General features: G+C 45.3%; 15 protein-coding genes and 1 rRNA gene. 13 read left to right on the top strand and 3 right to left on the bottom strand.

All coding sequences use genetic code 11. The features are described from left to right. Positions 1-67 precede the first annotated feature (67 nt). The gene (locus tag A8709_RS12245; protein ID WP_065852688.1) at positions 68-670 is read right to left on the bottom strand and encodes a 50S ribosomal protein L25; all 603 of its coding nucleotides are present in this window, start codon (positions 668-670) and stop codon (positions 68-70) included. Between the two features lie 256 nt (positions 671-926). Here A8709_RS12245 and A8709_RS12240 point away from each other — a divergent pair, with 256 nt between their 5' ends. From A8709_RS12240 to A8709_RS12205, 8 genes are all read left to right on the top strand, one after another. After that, the gene (locus A8709_RS12240) at positions 927-2,096 is read left to right on the top strand and encodes a WG repeat-containing protein (RefSeq protein ID WP_065852687.1); all 1,170 of its coding nucleotides are present in this window, start codon (positions 927-929) and stop codon (positions 2,094-2,096) included. Positions 2,097-2,243: 147 nt separating this feature from the next. Continuing rightward, positions 2,244-3,395: a HupE/UreJ family protein gene (locus tag A8709_RS12235; protein ID WP_065852686.1), complete on the top strand. Its 1,152-nt coding sequence runs from the start codon at positions 2,244-2,246 to the stop codon at positions 3,393-3,395. A 263-nt stretch (positions 3,396-3,658) separates the two neighbouring features. Continuing rightward, positions 3,659-11,089 carry an S-layer homology domain-containing protein gene (locus A8709_RS12230; RefSeq protein WP_065852685.1) on the top strand — a complete coding sequence of 2,477 codons (7,431 nt, stop codon included), beginning with the start codon at positions 3,659-3,661 and terminating at the stop codon, positions 11,087-11,089. Positions 11,090-11,330: 241 nt separating this feature from the next. Further along, positions 11,331-11,861, top strand: a complete 531-nt coding sequence (locus tag A8709_RS12225) for a stalk domain-containing protein (protein ID WP_065852684.1) — start codon at positions 11,331-11,333, stop codon at positions 11,859-11,861. Between the two features lie 87 nt (positions 11,862-11,948). Beyond that, a complete protein-coding gene (locus A8709_RS12220) occupies positions 11,949-12,974 on the top strand; it encodes a sigma-70 family RNA polymerase sigma factor (RefSeq protein ID WP_425262323.1) in 1,026 nt (341 codons plus the stop codon). 66 nt (positions 12,975-13,040) lie between these two features. Continuing rightward, positions 13,041-13,466, top strand: coding sequence for an SRPBCC family protein (locus A8709_RS12215; RefSeq protein WP_065852682.1), 426 nt, complete (start codon positions 13,041-13,043; stop codon positions 13,464-13,466). A 190-nt stretch (positions 13,467-13,656) separates the two neighbouring features. Beyond that, positions 13,657-14,007, top strand: a complete 351-nt coding sequence (locus A8709_RS12210) for a YciI family protein (RefSeq protein WP_065852681.1) — start codon at positions 13,657-13,659, stop codon at positions 14,005-14,007. Further along, a complete protein-coding gene (locus A8709_RS12205) occupies positions 14,004-15,239 on the top strand; it encodes an RNA polymerase sigma factor (protein WP_065852680.1) in 1,236 nt (411 codons plus the stop codon). Before A8709_RS12210 ends, A8709_RS12205 begins: the two co-directional genes overlap by 4 nt. A 91-nt stretch (positions 15,240-15,330) precedes the next feature. Here A8709_RS12205 and A8709_RS12200 read toward each other — a convergent pair whose 3' ends face one another. Next, positions 15,331-16,089, bottom strand: coding sequence for a helix-turn-helix transcriptional regulator (locus A8709_RS12200; RefSeq protein ID WP_065852679.1), 759 nt, complete (start codon positions 16,087-16,089; stop codon positions 15,331-15,333). Positions 16,090-16,288: 199 nt separating this feature from the next. On the opposite strand from A8709_RS12200, the gene A8709_RS12195 reads away from it, so the two are divergent. The 3 genes from A8709_RS12195 to A8709_RS12185 all read left to right on the top strand — a co-directional run bounded on the left by A8709_RS12195 (position 16,289) and on the right by A8709_RS12185 (position 19,430). Next, entirely contained in the window at positions 16,289-17,197 is a 909-nt protein-coding gene (locus A8709_RS12195) for a nucleoside hydrolase (protein ID WP_065852678.1), read from the top strand. Positions 17,198-17,338: 141 nt separating this feature from the next. After that, positions 17,339-18,415, top strand: coding sequence for a Gfo/Idh/MocA family protein (locus tag A8709_RS12190; protein ID WP_065852677.1), 1,077 nt, complete (start codon positions 17,339-17,341; stop codon positions 18,413-18,415). 205 nt (positions 18,416-18,620) lie between these two features. Then, positions 18,621-19,430, top strand: coding sequence for an SDR family oxidoreductase (locus A8709_RS12185; RefSeq protein ID WP_244163169.1), 810 nt, complete (start codon positions 18,621-18,623; stop codon positions 19,428-19,430). A 96-nt stretch (positions 19,431-19,526) separates the two neighbouring features. Here A8709_RS12185 and A8709_RS12180 read toward each other — a convergent pair whose 3' ends face one another. Beyond that, positions 19,527-20,246 (bottom strand): hypothetical protein, encoded by a 720-nt coding sequence (locus tag A8709_RS12180; protein ID WP_065852676.1) that lies wholly within the window; start codon positions 20,244-20,246, stop codon positions 19,527-19,529. Positions 20,247-20,490: 244 nt separating this feature from the next. On the opposite strand from A8709_RS12180, the gene A8709_RS12175 reads away from it, so the two are divergent. Both A8709_RS12175 and A8709_RS12170 read left to right on the top strand, forming a co-directional pair. Continuing rightward, a complete protein-coding gene (locus tag A8709_RS12175; RefSeq protein WP_065852675.1) occupies positions 20,491-20,829 on the top strand; it encodes a hypothetical protein in 339 nt (112 codons plus the stop codon). A 413-nt stretch (positions 20,830-21,242) separates the two neighbouring features. After that, positions 21,243-21,321 (top strand): 16S ribosomal RNA (locus A8709_RS12170); the annotation flags it as partial.

Below are 21,321 nucleotides of genomic sequence, written 5' to 3'. Positions count from 1 at the left end.
AGCCGACCATCATGATCGGCTGCCTCATATTCGTTGTGATGGACAAAGATTAAACTTCTACCTTGCTTTATGCTACCGTGGCATTTGAATCTGCTTGAGGTTCTTCGGCTGCAGGCTCAAGTGTTTCATCTAGCTTCTGAGCTGCCAGGATAGTTACAAGAATTGTTTCCGGATCTGTTAATATTTCTACATCCTTGCCCGCATCCAAGTCGGACACATGCAATTTGTCGCCTATGCTCAGCTTGCTGATATCCACATCTAATGAACTTGGCAGCTTATTTGGCATACAGCGAATCATGACCTCATGCATCTCAATCTGCAGCATGCCGCCTTCTTTGGTACCGACGGGCTCTCCTCTAAAATGAACGGCCACAACAGTATCAAGCTTCTCTTTCATATTGATTTGCAGAAAATCGATATGCATCAATTGTCCGCTTAAACTGTCCTTTTGAACTTGATGAATCATCACGGGATGCTTCTTCTTGGAAGGCAGGATGACTTCCAGAATCGCGTGTGCATTGCTTTTAAGTGCGGCGCGGATTACTTTCTCCTCAACAGCTACATGCTCGCTTTTCATTCTGCTGCTGTATACGACTGCCGGAATTTGCCCTTGCTTTCTGATCTGTTTTAATTTACCGGTACGGTCTAATAGTTGAATAGAATTACTCATTACGAACACCTCCTGAATGATGGCAAAAGCAGCTAAAAGCCCTATTCTTACATACCCGATTCAGAGAAATCTCAAACATCAAGGTTTATATAAAAACCCGAGGTACCTGCTGATTATTACATGACTTTCTTGAAAGTTTTTGTCAGAACATGTCGAAATTCTTTACCAAAGCTTAATATTCAGCTTATGTAACCAAAACAAAAGTTAATAGAATTAGAGTAGCAATTGATTTTGGGAGTATAGGAGGACTAGCAGAATGAAGAAAAGCATCATTTGGATGTTAATTATAATTTTTATTGTGGCAGCGATCATCATAGGTATTCTAGCTATAAATAAGAAGAACAATGAAAAAACATTGTTATACCCGGTACAAGTCGATGGAAAATGGGGCTATATCAATAAAATGGGGAAGATCGTCGTAGAACCCACTTATGCGTGGGCTGATGATTTTCATGATGGTGTTGCGATTGTTCTATTAAATAATGATTCAGCTAGCAGTAAAGATATGAAGGAGCAAGATACTGTAAAATATGGTGCCATCGATACGACAGGAAAAATGGTAGTAAAGCCGGATTTTTCATATATAACCAAGTATAACGAAGGTGTTGCCGGAGCGATTCAAGTAGATGCGATGACGTATGATCTCACCTATTTCCTCCTGGATAGAAAGGGTAAGATTTTATACACGTTACCTCCTGAAATGCAGATCGTTTCTATGCTGTTCAATGGGACGGGTTTGCAGACGCAAAGTGAAGATCTGATATTAGTTCAAGACGATAAAACTGAAATGTATGGGTATATTGATCGTTCTGGGAAAATTATCATTCCAATTCAATATTATGAAGCTAGTAGCTTTTCAGATGGCTTAGCCTTAGTAAAGACGGATAAGCACTACCAGTATATCGATAAAACAGGAAAAGTACAGATTGACGCTAGTGCATATGTTTCCGGCAAAAGCTTCTCTGGCGGATTAGCAGCCGTAGCCGTGCAGAATAAGGATCGGTCTACTGTTGAGTACGGATATATTGATACCAAGGGCAACATGAAGATAGAACCTAAATATACAAGGGCATACAATTTTTCAGAAGGGCTTGCAAAGGTATGCGTGGGCGACAGCATCAACCAATATTCAATCGGATATATAGATGAATCCGGAGCCTTTAAAATTGGCCCTAGTTTAAATGATAGCTATGATGAAACTTTGATTTCAGAAGGCTTAGTTCCAATTGCTAATGGGGCTGGCGGGTATATGAATAAGGAAGGGAAGCTTAGTATTGCTCCGGTTGTTACGAAAGATCAGGACAACTATTTAAAACACAATATAGCCGGAGAATTTAGAAATGGCCTTGCAAAAGTAAGCTTGTCAGATGGAAGGATTGGATATATCGGTAGAACCGGGCAATATATCTGGGGCCCTCGTAAATAACTGGACACGGGTTAGTCTAGTGATCTTAATAATTTAATCACAACTAATTGACCTTGGGATAACAAATGAATGATAGATTTGGTAGGCATCGAATATTACTACAGATTTCTGCAGAGCTAGAAGCAGAAACAGAAAAGGAGGGCAAATATGGCGGTGTTTCGATGGCGTTTCTTTCTTCCTATTTTCATGGCGCTAATAGTGCTTCTGACATTTGAACATCGAGCGGATGCTCATGCCTACAGCGCGACTTATTCGACATTGGAATTTTATAAATCCAAGACGGAGCTTACTTATGCACTCGATGACTTATCGGTCATAGAGTTGGTGGGTGGAGATATAAATCATGATGGAACGCTCGATTCAGGGGAATTCGCTGCAGTGGATCAGAAGCTGCTCGCGACTCTGCAGAGCAACCTCGTTATGAAAATTAACGGAGAAAGCGTGGCGTGGCCCCAAATTGAGAGCTTCGGTATGTATCGCAAAAAGGCGATTATGAAGGTCTCCTTCCCACCGGTAGCGGCATCTCAGTCGATCCAGCTGACCGATCAATTGTATTTGAAGGATACAGCGAGCAATTACGTAAACCTGATGACGATTTATTACGGAGCCCAGAAAAGCACAGCGGCACTCGCGGGCAACAACCGCACCTGGACGATGCAAATGACGGAAAATGATTATGCTGGATTGCAGTCGAGCGATGCGTTGCCTCAGCAAAAGCAGAGTGAGGAGGCAGCTTCGTCAAGCACGACGGACGGCTGGCTGTCTTTTTTCTTGCTGGGGATGAATCATATTTTATCGGGATACGACCACCTGTTGTTCCTATTCTCCTTGCTTATCGCAAGGCAAACGTTCAAGCAGTATGCGGGGACGATCACAGCGTTCACAATCGCGCATAGTATTACCTTAGCCTTGTCAGTCACAGGTGTGATCCATATTTCCTCCCGGATTGTAGAACCGGCCATTGCGCTGAGCATTTGTTATGTCGCTTTAGACAATTTGATTCGCAAGAAAGTCAGCTACCGGTGGGTATTGACCTTTTTTTTCGGGCTGATCCATGGGATGGGTTTTGCGGACATTTTAATGGAAATGAACATTCCGAAGAGTGAGTTGGCGGTGGATTTGATCAGTTTTAATGTAGGCATTGAAACTGTTCAGGTCACCATCGTTGCGCTGGTTCTGCCCGCATTAGCCCTTCTTTATCGCTGGAAGCATTCGAATCGCGTGGCTGTTGCTTGCTCTGCTACGGCCCTGATCCTAGGCGGACTGTGGCTTGTCGAACGAATATTTTCTCAGGTTTAATTCTTATTGGAATGCAATTTATCTTTCCAAACCATTGGTTAATTACAGATGATCCCAATAAAGTAAAATGATTGCGATCGTCCAAAAGGGACATTTGATAATGTCTCTATCATTGTCTTAGGGGCTGTTTGTGAAAATATTAGCACAAATGGAACAATCGGAGAGACAGCGAGCCAAAGCGGAGGCCATTTTGCTGGCTCTTCAGACTCTTTCATTTCATGCGAAGATTTTGCAATAAATAAATGATTACAAGGAGTGAGGATATGAGAGCATTAAAAAAAGCGCTGTTGCGTATAGGTATGTCATGTTTACTATTAGTGAACGTCATAGTACCTACATTACCAGCAACAACAGCATTTGCGGCAACGGTAAATGATACGGTAAACCCGCCGCAGTCAACAACAGGAAATACTGAAATCACAAGCTGGAATTTAGGCGCTTTACCGACAACTGCCAATGGGGGTATCACTGCAAATGGAGATATCTTCGCCACAAGCGGTTATTATAAAGATGCCACAACGTTGTTACAACTGTATCAAGGAGCTACTCCAACTCAAATAACACCATCAGGTTTTACTTATTCTACTTCCTCGTTAAAAAGTTTGGGCTTTGTTAGTGCGAATACAAGTTATTGGATGGTTAAAACATCAACAAAAGGATTTAACAACCTAGTACTTAATTTTATGATGTATTCCGCAGCGACAGGTCCAAGAGATTTTGATACGCTATGGAGCCCGGATGGTAGTACATGGAATCGTTTCGGGAACCAGAATACTACGGGTTTTTCAGTAAAGAATCAGACCTCGAATTCAGTAAATTACGGAATGACATTACCAACATCCGCTCAAAACCTAGATTCAATCTACATCAGAGTCGTTCAAAGTTCTAATATCCAAAATAACGGTTCAAATACATCCAGTAGTTCTGGTGTAAATATCAACAACATTCAACTCTACGGAGCCAAGGATCCAGCATATACAACAGCTGCCGTAACAGCATCACCAAGTACAACTGGTGCAATATTAGATGCTACTCCTATCACTTTATCTAATGTAGATCCAACCGCACAAATTTATTACACAACAGACGGTACAACTCCGGCGACAACAGTGGGCGGCTCCACAAAATTATACACAGCGCCTTTCACTGCTCTTTCTGAAGGAGGTTTTTCAGGAACCAACCCGTTTGTTGTTAAGGCTGTAGCGAAGCAGTCGACGCTTCTGCCGTCCGATGTCGTTACCTTATCCTATAATCAGCAGACTATTACATCGAATGCTGACGCGAAAAAGCTTGCTACTGGGAGTTATGCCTGGGTAAAAGGCACCGGTACGTACTTAAACGGAAATACGACCTTATACATTCAGGATGCAATGAATGCCGGCAGCGGTCTTGTTATTTATAAATCCGGCGCAGACTTTTCTTCTTATGTGGGCAAAGAAATCTATGTCTATGGGAAAGCATCGCCGTATAACGGCTTGATGGAGATTGTTCCAGATGCTGTGAACACCTCCAATATCGTTGTGCGCAACAGTAGCCCGATTCTTCCAACCCCGACCAAAATTATGTTAAGTCAGCTTGCAGACCGAACATACGAGGGGATGCTAGTATCCGTTGATACGGTAAAACTTGATACTGTAGCGGGAACAACAACTTCTTATTTCAATCATGCTATCAGCCAGGCTGGTGTACCAGTTGTATTACGGGCACCGGGTTTTAACTCATCAGTTGGTGTTACAGGTAGTTATGTAAATATTACAAAAGCAATTGCAAATTTTAATACGATTGCACCTTTTAATGGAGCATATTTGATTACCACCAATACGTCTGAATTAGAGCCAACGGCAACACCAACTGTTGACTTTGTGAACACCAGCGTGTCGTCTGGAACATCAATCCCGTTAAATTCCAAGGTAACGCTTGCCACAGCAACAACAGGCGCGAAAATCACGTATAGCTTAAATGGCGGCGCTCCTGTAACTAGTGCAACAAATTCAGTTGAACTTACAGTGGATGCCTTTCAAAACGGCAAAGCAACTATTATAGCAACAGCGTCAGACGGCAGCTATACAACGGCGGCTCAAACTTTTGCCTATACACAAAGCCAGGTCGCAAAAGTATTGGCAACCCCAGGGAGTTCTGCCATTATTCCCACAACACCTATCGTATTATCATCAGCTACGACGAATTCAACGATCATTTATTCGGTATACAGAAATTCCTTTACTTCCACAGACGGTACTCTGTTGGGTACAGCCAATCAAATCTATACAGATCCTATTACATTGGATGCTTCCAATTTCCCAGTTAGAATAGTTGCAAAGGCAACACTTCAAAACTATGTGGACAGTGCTACTGAAAACTTCGCTTATACGGCCAAGAAAGCAATCGGTGGAGAAAAGAACTATTATGGATCCCTTCACGCGCATACGTCGAATTCGGACGGTTTAGGAACCCTGCCAGAGGCGTACGTGTATGCAAGAGATCAGGGGAAATTTGATTTCTTTATCGTAACCGACCACTCCAACTCTTACGATACAGCAACTTACGACGTCTCAACGAATCGCAATATTAATGATTACAACACAACCAACGCCCCTTGGCTTGCCGGCAAAAAGGCGGCGACGGACGCAGCCACTCCTACATACATAACCGACTACGGTTATGAGATGACATGGTCTGGCGGTCCTGGTCACATGAATACGTTTAACACAACCGGTTTTGTTAGCCGTAACAACGCGACATTAAATAACAAAACAAATGATGCTGGTCTTCAAACGTATTATCAAATGCTTGAGAGTACACCGGGCTCCATTTCACAATTGAATCATCCTGGAGCTACATTCGGTAACTTTGCAGATTTTGGTTATCATGAGAATGCGATTGATGATAAAGTCACGCTTGTTGAAGCAGGCAACGGCGAAGGCGCTATCGGCTCAGGCGGATACTTCCGATCAGTCGACCAGTTTATTTTGGCATTAGATAAAGGCTGGCACGTGGCCCCAACAAATAACGGCGATAATCATAAAAAGGGTTGGGGAACATCGAATACCGCTGCGACGGTCGTTTACACAAACGATTTTACATTGAGCGGAATTTATACGGCATTGCACGACCGTTCGGTATGGTCGACAGAAAACAGGGATTTGGATGTCACCTATCATCTGTCCGACGGTACGAACACCTACAGCATGGGCGCTATTTTGAATGCTCCTCCAGCGGCCGCAAACATTACGGTAACAGCAACCAATAAAAACCCCGGTACAGAGACCAGTAATATCGCATCTGTCCAGCTGTTAAGTTCCGGAGGAAAAATTGTAGATAAGAAGACTTATCCAGTAGGAACCAGTGACGTTAATTACACATATTCGATGACGACGCCTTCTGCCGGTTATTACTTCGCGATCATCACGGACAACCAGGGCTTTGTAGCTGTTACCGCACCGATATGGCTTGGTTCAGCACCGAAGGTCGGAATTACCTCGGTAAGCAACAGCTCAGTCATGCCTGTTACAACAGAGGCATTGGATGTAACAACAAATTTCTTCAATAATGAGAGTACACCTGTCACACTTAAGTCTGTTTCTTATACGGTAGATGGAGATTCAGCAGCCAACAAAACGTATACGCCTGGCACAACCATCGCGTCATCCGGTGTCGCGAAGCATGTATTCAACTATACACCGACGACCCCTGGAACCAAAACAGTCACGATCAGTGCTGTGCTTACTGTGAACGGCGACGACAAGACTTATACGACGACCAGCACAATGAAGGTTGTCGATATTAACTCCGTATCGTATGTCGGGCTTGATGCCTCACACGGCAATGAGTACGTCAGTGGAGGAAGCTATCCGAATTCAATGGCCAATATGATGACTCTCGCGGGTACAAACAGTGTGAGAGTTGTACAGTTGAATACGTCAGCGGATTTAATCGCTGCTACCAGCAATCCTAAATACAAAATGATTATTTTGAATGCTCCATCAAGAAAAAGCGTTACCGCATGGCCGACTCCGACAAATTACACGGTGGCGGAAATTGCAGCGTTGAAAGCATTTTCGGAAAATGGAAACACGCTTGTCTTCGGAGTTGTTGCGGACTATGGGGAATCCACAAATGCTGATCCTGCTTCACCGAAGAAACATATGTCAGAGCTACAGAATGATGTCCTAGCAGCCCTCGGTTCCACGCTGCGCGAAGGCGACGATGAGGTGATGGACGATGATAAAAACGGAGGATCAGTATATCGTTTGTATCCGACAGAGTTCAATATGGCTAATCCGTTACTGCAAGGTGTTGTCGACGGACAGACCTATAGCCAATACTCTGGCTCAACAATTTACGCTGTAGATCCGGTGACTGGCGAGAGAACCTCAACGCTGCCAACAACGGTCAGCCCGCTTGTTTTTGGCTTCCCAACCACGTATTCGGCGGAAACTGACAATGACAACTTTGGGTACGGAACAACCAAACCTACTTTTCCTTATGTCACAGTTGGAACGTATAAAGCCGATAAGGGAATTAGTAATTCACAAGGGCTTTATATACCGAAATATGTAAATCCAAACAGCAAGGTTGCTACGAACCCAGAAGAAAAGCTGCTGGCGGCATCTGAAACTGTTACGCATCCGAACGGTAAAACTTCGCTTGTCGTCGTTGCCGGTGGATCATTCATGAGTAACTTCGAAATACAAGTAGCTTTAGACAATGCAGGAACATTGCCTTATGCCAATTACAATTTAATGGATAATCTTTATAAAATGGTTAATCCAATGACGATCACAAGTATTGCTAATGCCAAGAGTCTGCCAGATGGGACAGATGTCATCATTGAAGCAACAGCAACGAGTGAGGTGAATACCCAAAGCGCAAATCCTGATACAAACAAAGGCTTTTTCGATACTATTTATGCGCAGGACGCAACGGGTGGTATTAATCTATTCCCAGTTGCCTCAGGCATTCAAGAAGGACAAAAGGCAAGATTTGAAGGTAAAATCACGCATTATCAAGGTGAAGTAGAATTGACGGTCAGCAAAATCACTGTTTTGGATCCAAGTATCCAAAAATTCGCGCCTACTACACTTTCGACAGCTGTTTCCATGTCATCCGTGAATACCGGACTTTTGGTGAAAACACAGGGTGTCGTGTCAGATGTGTATAAAGACACTGACGGAACCATTAACCAATTTACGATTAATGATGGGTCCGGCCCGGCAATTGTCGTCATTAACGGATACATTACAAAGGGTACAACGCTTCCGTTCGTTACAGATGGAGCAAGTGTTTCCGTAGTCGGTTTGGCTTCTATCGGCGAGGTTTCCAGCGATTCGGATATGCACCCGAGAATCAGAGTTAGAGACCGTTCCGAGATCTTGAACGTTTCGTTAACTGTGGATAAAACCTTATTAAACACTGCAATTACCAATGCGCAGACACTGCTCGGAAGCAAAACGGTAGGTGCTGCTAATGGCGATGTATCACAAGCGGGTCATGATGCGCTCCAAAGTGCAATTACAGCAGCCGTAGCAGTACAATCGGATGCGAATGCAACACAAGTGCAAGCAGATGCGCAAGTGCGTGCATTGGCGACAGCAACAGTAACATTTAACAATGCAATTGTTTCAACAGAAGAACGATTAACGATTAATGGTCCATTGACGATGATCGTGGGCGAGAGCTCTGTTGTTGAAGCAACTTACGGTACTACGAAGCTAAATGCGACATCGGGAGTTATCTTTACGAGCAGCGCCACGGCGGTTGCGGGAGTCGACAGTACGAGCGGGCAAATCACCGCAATCAGCAAAGGTCAGACTGTCATTACAGCAACCTATGGCGTACTAACCAATGCATACACATTAACAGTCAATGCTGCGGCTAGCTCGAATGCCAACCTTGCATCGCTGAAGCTGAACAATTCAACCATCAGCCTCAAGTCGAATCAAACCGATTATTCAGCTAACGTAGGCAATAGCGTAATCAGCGCCACAATAAGTGCAGCAGCAGAAGATACCAAGGCTGTTGTGGAAATCAATGGTGAAGCTGTAAGCAATAAAATAGTTAACCTGTCTGAGGGCTTGAACACCATCACTGTAACTGTGACAGCTCAAGACGGAACGACACCGAAGGTATACACGCTTCAAATTACTAGAGCAGAAATTCAAACGGTAACAAATGTACCTGTACAAATAACGGATAAGCCGGTTACGCTATCCATCCCTGCAGGTGTGACGAACGCCAGCATCGCAGTGACGCCTGTTGTTGAAGGCGACAGCAAGCAAGTGACGGTGCCTCTTGTGGAAGCCAACGCTGACACTACTTTGGGGAAAGTTAGTGTAAGCATTCCAGACGGAGTCAAGATTTCCGCTCCACTCACTTGGGACGGCTCGATCAAGCTGCCGCAGGTTCAAGATAACTCGAGCGTTTCCGTAAGCAACGGTAAGGTGAACGCGGTCCTCGAAGTCGGTGTGCCAGGCATGACCTTGACCTTCGACAAAGCCGTACGACTGCTGATCCCTAACCAAGTCGGCAAAAAGGCTGGGTTCGTACGAAACGGCGTGTTTATGCCGATAACGACGACTCTTCTGACGGATACGCAGGCAGAAGCGGATCTTCTTCCTGCCGGTGCGGAAGCCATGATTACGGTAGGTTCCGACCTGGTCATCTGGACGAAGCACTTTACCCAGTTCGTAAGCTATGAAGTGACTAACAACACCTCATCTGGTGGTGGTTACACGCCTAGCGGCACTCTGATCCTCGCTACTAACGGAGGAACGGTGAAGGATAACGGTGTAACTATCGTGATTCCAGCTGGAGCGGCAAAAACGGATTTCCGTGTAACGGTTGAGAAAGTAACAAATACCGATGAAATGCTGAAGAGCGCTGCTGGTAAGCTAATCAGCGATGTGTTTGAGATCAAGAAAGATTTCACGAATGATTTTACTGCTAATGTAACCATTAGCTTGCCGTTCGACACGACCAAGGTAGATCTGGCCAAGTCGGACGCAGCAGTCTACTGGTACGATGAGACAGCGAAGAAGTGGAATGCACTCAGCAACCCAAGCGTCGATAAAGACCAGGCGATGGTTAGCGGCAAAGTCAACCACTTCACGAAATTCGCCGTATTAGCAACAGATAAGCAACCGACGGATCCAACGAATACCGGTTCTACAGGTAAAGGCACCCTGTCCGATATCGCCGGCCACTGGGCGGAAGCGAATATTCGCGAGCTCATTCAAGCTGGAGCGATCGAGGGCTATCCGGACGGCACCTTCGGGCCGGATCGTACGATTACCCGTGCAGAATTTGCATCGATTCTCGTCAAAGCATTCAAGCTTCAAGAGAAGAGTGGCAAAGGCTTTGCTGACACGAACAATCACTGGGCTCGCAAAGCAATTGAAACAGCGGCAGCCTATGACATCATCTCCGGCTACAGCGACAGCTCTTTTGGACCGGATGATAAAATCACGCGCGAGCAAATGGCGGCGATGATCGTACGTGCAGCCAAGCTGCCTGCAGCATCGACTGGCCTTACATTCACGGATCGCACAGCGATCTCCGAATGGGCACAAAGCGCCGTTGCTTCTGCATCGGCTAGCCATCTGATCGACGGCTATAGCGACGGTTCATTCAAGCCGCAAGCGAACGCTACGCGTGCTGAAGCCGTTACTGTGATCATGAAATCGATCAAAAAGTAATAGCCAAGCTGAATAAAGTCTCGGATCGCGAGTCTGAAGTTCCTTTATGGAGCGACAGGACGCGGTCCGGGACTTTTTTTGTTACCAAACATTGTGGAGTTTAAGTGAGTAACATTTAATCTGTGGGTAATGTAAAATCGTGGAACTTTTGTAAATTTTGAACGTCTAAATGAATAGTGGAGTGAAACCAATAGGGTCAATTTAATGTTCAATTATTAGTTACTTATGAAGGAGTGCTTTCATGAAAAGGTTGTTATTCATTGTCACCATACTGATTTTCCTTTCAAATTCAAGCGATGCGTCCGGTTATAGCGCAGTATCTGATCCTGTTTTTCAGACAGTTCATTACGTTATTAATTCAAAACAGGTTGAAACCGAAGACGAATACGCTACTTTGAACTACAACGGTCATCTATACGCACCCATTCGGTTTATTGCCAATCAAATCGCAGGTTCGATTGAATATAATCCTGAAACGTCCACAGTCACCTTATATACGCATAACTCGTCTGAGTCTTGCCAAGTAATAGGTCCCAAAGTTACACCAGATCAAGCGAAGATTGTTGCATATGAGAAATATCATCTGGTTCATGTTGATGAAACATTTATTATAAGGATACTTAGTAATGAGGAACGAAAACAAATCCCGCCAGATGATTCAGATTTGACTCCGATCTACTATTTTATTACAGGAACTTACAGTAATAACCAGAGTGTGACCATTTGCGTCTCGAGTAATTCAATCATGCATCATTTTATCTATAGCGAATAGTTAGACACTATTTTAACGTTGCCTGCATGCGTCTCCCATAGTTCAGTTCCGGCCACACCTCGAAGGATGATGTAGCTGTTTCGCCTTGTGGCTGCCAGATGTTTCGAATATGATGGAAGGAGGACGTTTCAAGTAGATCGACCTAAGGAGGCGAAGATGAACGAAGCCGCTTTTGATATGAAGTTAATTGAGAGCTACAAGCCAGGGTTAACCTCGTATTGTTATCGCATGTTGGGATCCATTGATGATGCGGATGATGCTGTACAGGAAACCTATATTCGGGTATGGCAGAGCTGGGATCGATTCAGACAGGATTCATCCATTAAAACATGGATCTACCGCATAGCGTCGAACTTATGCCTGGACAAGCTGAGGCAAGCGAAGCGCCGTGTACTTCCCGTTGATCTATCTGACCCAGCGATAAAGATTGTCGAACCGAACGAAATGCTGCCAGAATCGTCTTGGATTTGGCCCTCACCCGAATTTGGGGGGGATCCGGAAGATGCTCTCGTTCGCAAGGATACCCTTCAGCTCTGCTTTATTGCACTCTTGCAAACCTTGCCGCCTCGTCAACGTGCGGTTCTTATTCTGAAGGATGTCTTTGAATGGTCTTCGAAACAAATTGCGGAGACGTTGGGAATGTCGCCGGCAGCGGCGAACAGCGCTCTGCAACGAGCCAGGGAGACGATGGACCGAACGCGGCTTCGTTCCGACGAAATTAGTAGGATGGATGTCAATCCCGACCAGAATCTTCTCTCGCGGTATGTCGAAGCATTTGAGCAATTCGATATCCATGCACTTGTGTCATTGTTCCATGAGGAAGGCTGTATGTCCATGCCGCCTTTTGCCATGTGGATAAGCGGGCAAGAAGATTTGTCCGCGTTTTTTGCGCTTACGCGCTGGCATTGCGAGGGCTCCAAATTTTTGCCAACTACAGTGAATGGCGGTTATCCCGCTCTGGCGCAGTATGTGCCGGATAAGGAGGCATCGGTCTTGGTGCCTTGGGGCGTTTACGTGATTGAAGTGAGAGATAATCGGATATTGCATGTTCAAAATTTCATAAATACAAAATTATTTTCCCAATTAGGGCTTCCTGAACAAATAGACCGATGAATTTAGAGATTGGCATTCGTCTATATTAGTGAGAAACAAAATTCCCGTAAAGAGGTGTCCTTCACAATGGAAACAAGCAATTCAACGAAAGTAACCGTAGAGATCGTCGTTCAAGCCCCTTTGTCAAAAGTATGGAGTTATTGGACGGAGCCGGACCACATTACGAAGTGGTATCAACCTTCCGAGGACTGGCATGCGCCAAGAGCAGAGAACGATTTGCGGGCCGGCGGCGAATTCCTAACAAGGATGGAAGCGAAGGATGGCAGCATGGGTTTTGATTATAGCGGAATATACGACGAAGTGAAGCCGTATGAGACGATTGGCTACACATTGGGAGACGGACGGAAAGTGGATATTACGTTCGTCGATCAAGGCGAGGCTACGAAGGTCGTTGAAATCTTCGATCCCGAGAGCATGAACCCCGTTGAATTCCAACAGGCGGGTTGGCAAGCGATTCTGAATAGTTTCAAACGATATACGGAAGCAGTATAAGAATGAATCGGGGCGCCCATTAGGGCGCCTTTTAGATGATCTCCGGATCCGAATTGGTAGCAGGCGACAGCGGGACATTTAACATTCAAAAAAAATTTTTTCGGATGATGTAGAAATCCATCTAACTGGATCGTCATTATAGTGAAGACAGGACACAACCCCATTATGAATGTTGAGAGGAGCAATAACCATGAATTACACACTGCTCATGTATGAAACGACAGAGGATTTCGCCAAACGAAACGATCCGGAACACAAGGAGGCATATGCCGCAAGCTGGGCCCATTATGTCAAAGCGATGCTCGATGCAGGCATTGTTGTAAACGGTGCAGGTCTCGAGGCGCCCGAAACCGCAACCACGCTGAGCCTTAGAGGTGGTCAATTGCTGGTTCAGGATGGCCCGATCACCGAAACGAAGGAGCATCTTGGCGGTTTGATGATCATCGACGTACCCGATTTGGATACCGCATTGGAATGGGCAGCACGTTGTCCCGGCAGCTCGGTTGAGGTCCGCCCAAACTTGCATCCAGTTTCGTTATGAGCCCCACACATGCTCATCAACTAATTGAACAGACGGCCCGTGATTCCTACGGCCGTCTGGTTGCTTTTCTGGCTGTGCGCTGGCGTGACCTAGCCGCAGCGGAGGATGCGCTTGCCGATGCTTTCCTGGCCGCGCTGGAATCATGGCCGGCGACCGGAGTGCCGGATAAGCCCGAAGCTTGGCTGCTTACTGCTGCGCGGCGCAAGCTGATCGACGGTACCCGGCATGACCGCGTGCATGCCGGTGCGGAGCAGACTTTGATTGAAATGGCGAAAAACACGCAGCAATGGGCCGATCTCGAAGCCTCTTTTCCGGATGAAAGGCTCAAGATGCTTTTTATTTGCGCGCATCCCGAGATTGATCCAGCCATGCGTACACCGCTCATGCTCCAGTCCGTGCTAGGCCTTGATGCAGCCCGCATTGCTTCTGCTTTCGTTGTTAAGCCTGCCACGATGGGGCAGCGGCTTACCCGAGCGAAAGCGAAACTGAAAAGCGATGACATTATTTTCGAATTGCCTGGGAAGGATGAATGGCCTGAACGCCTTGAAGCTGTGCTTGAAGCTATCTACGCAGCCTATGGAAGCGGGTGGGATGATTTGGCCGGCGTAGATTCACGCCGGAAAGGAATGGCCGAAGAAGTGATTTTTATGGGAAGGCTGATCTTACAATTCATGCCAGGGGAACCGGAAGCGCTGGGATTAATGGCGCTTATGCTGCACTGCGAAGCACGCCGTCATGTGCGGCGCAATGAGGCAGGGGACTACGTTCCGATTACTGAACAGGATCATTCTCGTTGGTCAGTCACGATGATCGAGGAAGCGGAGCATTGCCTGCGTGTTGCCGCGGAAGGGAATCGCATCGGGCGGTTCCAGCTTGAAGCGGCAATTCAATCCGTGCACGCCCAGCGTGCCCGGACTGGCCGAACGGAGTGGGAAGCGATCGCGTTGCTGTACGAGGGGCTTGTGCGGATCGCGCCAACGATCGGCGCAATCGTCGGCCGGGCGGCAGCCGTTGCGGAGGTGCGTGGAGCCGAAATCGGGTTGGTACTGCTGGAAGAAGTACCGGCCGATGCGGTCAAGAGCTATCAACCATATTGGGCCCTAAGCGCCCATTTGTTTAAGCGGATGCATAGATTCGAACAAGCCCGTGCCGCATATAGCCGCGCTATCGGATTGTGCATGGATCCTTCCATTCGTGCGTTTCTGGAGAAGCAAGCTGGAGAATGTGAGTAGTCAGGTCTGTCGTCATGGATGTCTAAATCCAGGGACAGATCTTTTTTTGTTTTGTCCTCAAAATGTGACCTGGAGTCACATATCCATCCATTTATGAAATGACGGATTTGAGATTGCGATATGTACGAGGCGTCTGACCCAGCTCTCGTTTAAATAACGTGCAGAATTGCGCGTCTGTGGAAAATCCGCACTCCAAAGCAATTGAAGTTATGGATATATGTGTATGACGGAGAAGCTCGCTCGCATGTTTAATGCGTTTACTCAATATATATTCGCCTGGAGAAACACCATACGTTTCTTTGAATAAATGACGGAAACGATCGTAGCTATAATCCGCCATGGAAGCAAGCGTTTCAATATGTAGCTTTTGTTTAAAATGTTCATTGATATAATTGCGAACATAGATGAGCTTATCGTCTTTCGCGTTTGACTCTGATAGGTGTTGCATTCGTTTCAGTTCAATGATCAAAGTACTAAGCAGCAAATCTAGCTGCAAGTGGTAATGAGGCCTTTTGTTTTGAAATTCGACATGTATGTTATGCAAAAGCCCTTTAATCTTGTAATCTGGGGTTTCTACAAGCATGCCATCACTTAATTGAAAGGATGGATTGTGAATCTGAAATCCGATGAAAAGCACATCTGTGTCTACGGTATGACGCTCGTCATGCCAAGTGCCGGGGCGAATGAGTGTAAACGTGTTCGGATCGTACCGATAATCGATTTCTGCAAGGCATGTCGTGCCCGATCCAGATTGGTAATAAACTAGTTCATAACAGGAATGTTGATGCATGGGAATATAAGTTTCACTAAACCGTTTCGTATGATAAAGAAATTCAAGATTGCTTATCATTCGTTGTCCCCCTAAGTTGTGGATTAGCCGAATCATATAAAACAATAGCCAAATCGTGGAATTAAGTTTTATGTTATTAAGCTATATTTGATGTATGAATTGGGGATTAGTTATTTTTAGTATCCAAATCATAGAATAAATTAACGGGAGTTTCAAGATTCTGGAGAAGAAATAACAAACAATTAGGAGTGATTCATGTATGGTTAACTTTTTATCACAAGAAAAACTACTGAAACGTTTGGAAAAACCGCAGGGGAAAATTCGGATGGTCTTAGATACGGACACCTTTAATGAAATTGATGATCAATTCGCTGTTGTTTATGCACTGAAATCGAAGGAAAGACTGCAAGTCGAAGCCTTCTATGCTGCACCATTCTTTAATGAATTATCTACTGGCCCTGCTGATGGCATGGAAAAAAGCTTTTTGGAGCTGAAGAAAATTGCTTCCATTGTACCGGAAATGGCGAATACGCCGATTTATCGTGGATCAGAAAAGTATCTTCCAGGACCTGATACACCTGTTGAAAGCGAAGCTGCACGGAACTTAGTAGAACGCGCGATGGCCTCTGAGGAGGACGATCCACTTTATGTGGTTGCTATTGGGGCTATCACGAACGTCGCTTCAGCTATACTTATGGAGCCTAGGATTATTGAGAAGATCGTCGTTGTTTGGCTTGGGGGTCATGCGCTGCATTGGTCGGATACGAAAGAATTCAATCTATTTCAAGATCTGCATGCATCGCGAACTGTATTAAATTGCGGAGTACCACTAGTACTAATTCCTTGTATGGGCGTTGCCTCACATTTACAGACCACATTATCGGAGATCAAAGACTATGTGAAAGACAGAGGTAAAGTAGGCGAATACTTGTATGAAACATATCTCAACTGCATGAAGGAGCATTATGCTAAATCAAGAGTTATCTGGGATATAGCAACAATCGCCTACCTTGTTGAACAAAATTGGACACCTAACGAGTTGGTGCATAGCCCGATTGTATCCGAAGATTTTCGTTGGAGCGTGGATGCTTCGAGACATTTCATACGTTACGTTCATTATATTGATAGAGATAAAGTATTTGAGGATTTATTCATTAAACTTACCTAACAAAACTCCATAATGAAATCATTTATATCCATGTATAGATGAAATCAAGAAGCCTATAATAAGGCTCACTTATACGATGCAAGATTTACAATAGCTGGTTGGACATTCTTTAGGATTTAAACGAAAAGCGAGGGAGAAGTTATGTCTTTAATAGAATTCGGCATTGTAGGTAGAGGGTGGAGAGCAGAATTTTATTTGCGGATTGCGAAATTGCTGCCTGATCGTTTCATTGTCCGTTCGATGCTTGTCCGTGACGAGGAACGTGGGAGGGAGATCGAAGAGAAATGGGGAGTGAAAACCTACCGAGATATAGAGTCCTTCGTTTCAAGCGGTCCTTTTATGTTCGTGGTCGTTTCTGTTCCTAAGGATGCTTTACCAGTCTGCACAATAGAGCTGGCGGAACGGAACATTCCAGTATTGACAGAGACACCACCAGCTAATGACATCACTGGGATGATTGCCTTGTACCAGTCGATCAGCAAACTTAAGGGGCGTGTACAAGTAGCTGAACAATATTTGTATCAGCCGATGCATGCTGCACGTATTGCTTTTGTGAGATCAGGTAAATTGGGTGACGTTTCTCAGGTGCAAGTATCGGCCGCTCACGGTTATCATGGCATCAGTTTGATACGAAAGTTGCTGGGTATTAACTTTGAGAACGCTGTCGTCAAAGGGCAGAGCTTTACCTCAAAGATCGTAAAAGGCCCGGGGCGTTATGGCCCCCCTGAAAGTGAAGTGATAGGCGATTCGGTGCAGGATATCGCTTCGCTTCGCTTCGGAAACCAACTGGCTGTGTTTGATTTTACAGGTGATCAGTACTTCTCTTGGATTCGTCATAATCGTGTCCTCGTTCGTGGAAGCCATGGGGAATTATCGGATGATACGTTCCGGTATTTGAGGAATTACAAGACGCCTATCTCCGGCAATTTCCGAAGAGTCGACAGCGGTCATAACGGTAACTTAGAAGGTTATTATCATCAAGGGATCACAGCTAATGAGGATTGGGTGTATGAAAATCCATTTGTCCCCGGTCGATTATCCGATGAAGAGATCGCCATCGCTACTAGTTTGTCTAAAATGGCTAACTACGTACAGGGTGGACCGTCATGCTATGACTTGGCAGAAGCACTGCAGGATAATTATTTAGCGATTATCATGCAATCAGCTGTTGAGTCAGGCGAGGAATTGACAACGACGACTCAGCCTTGGGCGCTGTAGGGCTTGATGGGGCCTTCAACCCTTTTTGTAATTTCTAAATCCTAAACTTATCAGTCATGGATTGCGTTTGAATGATGCGGAGCATGGGTATAGTATTTTTAATAAGAAAGAGGATCAGGCTATTAAAAGGATATTGAAACATTAGCCTGATCTGGCAGCTAGGTTTCTTTTAAACTACTCATACAGGTAAGGAGTGAACACTGCCATGCAAACATTGCAGCAATCTCTGATGGTACTTCCGGGTTTAAAGGACAAGGTTGCCGTGATTACCGGAGCGGGATCCGGTATTGGACGTGCAGCCGCCCTGCTTCTAGCGCAGCAAGGAATGAAGGTATGTCTTGTGGATTTGAAGGACGACCGACTAGAAGAGACGAAACAAGAGATAGAACTGGCAGGCGGCCAGGTTATAACGGTTGAGATTGACATCTCTGATTCGAAGCGGGTTGAAGAGGCGTTTGAGCAAACAGCAAAGACCTGGGGGCGCATACATCTTGTCTTTGCCAATGCGGGTATCAATGGGGTTTTGGCGCCGATTGAAGATATGAAGCTAGAGGATTGGGATCATACACTTTCTGTCAATCTAAAGGGAACGTTCCTTTGCGTTAAACATGCGATTCCGCATATGAAAGAAATGGGCGGCAGCATAGTCATCACGAGTTCCATCAATGGAAGCCGCACCTTCTCAGGGTTCGGGATGACGGCTTATAGCACATCAAAGGCAGGGCAACTCGCATTCGCCAAAATGGCCGCGTTAGAATTGGCTCGCTACAAAATACGCGTCAACGCCATCTGCCCAGGCTCGATTAAGACCAATATTGGAGAAAATACAGAGCCTACGGCAGAACTCGAGAAAATTAAAATTCCAATCCAATACCCGCAGGGTAACCAGCCATTGGAACATTCACCTGGACAGCCTGAGCAAGTTGCCAATCTGGTAGCTTTCCTTGCCTCAGACATTTCTAACCATATTACGGGTACGGAGTTGTTCATTGACGGCGCAGAATCACTGCTGTAAGTATCCCGTATTCATCTTGTAACTTTGCTAATAAAAGAGGACCTTCATCTCCTAAACACGAGAGATGAAGGTCTTCTTTATACTTATTCGACTACATTAGTTACTGGTATACCCGTAGTGTGCGATAACTGGCTGTGATGATTGCATGAATCCATGTTGTGGGTATCCGCTGTGCTGGGAATTCGGTGCCTGATAGCCGCCATAATGAGAAATGACCGGCTGTGAAGCGCTTTGAGAGTAGGCATTCATTTGGGCTGCCTGGTTAGGATGTTGGGAATTCTGAGCTTGGTAGCCGCCATAATGGGAAATGACCGGTTGTGAAGCATTTTGTGAGTAAGCATGCATTTGGGATACATGGTTAGGGTGCATGCCGCTCTGTGAATTCTGTGCCTGGTAACCGCTGTAATGGGAAATGACCGGCTGTGAAGTACTTTGAGAGTAAGCATGCATTTGGGCTGCCTGGTTAGGGTATTGGGAATTCTGAGCTTGGTAGCCGCCATAATGGGAAATGACCGGCTGGTAAGTGCTTTGAGAGTAAGCATTCATTTGAGCTGCATGGTTGGCCTGCATGTTATTATGCTGGGAATTCTGAGCTTGGTAGCCGCCATAATGGGAAATGACCGGCTGTGAAGCGCTTTGAGAGTAGGCATTCATTTGGGCTGCCTGGTTAGGGTGTAGGTTGTGCTGGGAATTCTGTGTTTGATAGCCGCCGTAATGAGAAATGACTGGTTCCTGCGATGTCATAGAATTACCGTATCCGTTTGAATAGGACGATTGAGATGCATTGTTTAGGTGTTGCTGTCCGAATTGATTCATTGTTAAAGTCCCTCCTAATGTATCTATCTTGGCAAGGGAAACCCCTTAAAAGCCTACATTATTATTAGGATCCTATCTGTTTTTATCCTGTGAATAATTGGTTGTCATAAAGTCTGCTAACGGTACTGAATTCAGTTTATAAATCGTTGATGTTATACCCTTTTCGTTGTTTTCCTGTATATTCTAGACGCGCACGTATACGCTAAACTGAACATGTAATGTTCTGCGAAAGGGTTGGCTTACTATGGCACGCGTATTCTTCAGAAGCAAATACATGCCTTTTACGTATAAAATGATGATTCCTTATCTCTTGCTCGTGCTGGTCACGGACATTGCGATAGGTTACGCCTCTTATACGATGCTTGTTAAGTCTCGGACGGTAGTCACTCAGACAGGCATTCGTGCCGCGCTGGAGCAAACGCGCAATAACGCTGATCACCGCATGGCGGAAATTCAGCGGATATCCGATCAGTTGTTCGGCAGCCCGATCCGGCTGACGCTCTACACGGTGAATCCGGATATCGGTGAATCAAGCGGCTCTTCGGATACGAGCCCGATTACCAAAAGCTATGCATTCAAGTGAAATAACTTCTACTATTTCAAAAATTATCTGTTACCTAATAGTTGTTGTGCCAATCCCCGTTAAATAGAAAACAGATTGAGAGAAGTTTCTTTTAAAAATAATTGTAGTTTGGGAAATTAATACATTGCAATTGGGTTGGCATACATGCTATATTATCACTCCGGCCGCAAGAGAGGCAGGCGAGAGTAACTGAAAGTAACTCGAAAAAAAGTAGTTGCACATTAAAAGTAAACATGGTATATTACTTCTCGCTGCTTCGGTAACACGGCAGTGAGCGAAAGAAATTGATCTTTGAAAACTGAACAACGAGTGAGTAAGCACAGTCGAGTAATCGACTATAAATGAGATTGTAAAATCTCGCTAGCATCAAAATGAGCAATTAAGCTTTCAGATAGGACGAGCGATCGTCCGCTATTATGGAGAGTTTGATCCTGGCTCAGGACGAACGCTGGCGGCGTGCCTAATACATGCAAGTCGAGCGGGTTTATCCTT

Origin of the sequence: Paenibacillus pectinilyticus (assembly GCF_001700435.1) — a bacterium.
Classification (GTDB): Bacteria; Bacillota; Bacilli; order Paenibacillales; family NBRC-103111; genus Paenibacillus_E; species Paenibacillus_E pectinilyticus.
The sequence above is the reverse complement of the archived record's forward strand: the minus strand, read 5'-3'. Positions and strand labels throughout refer to the sequence as shown.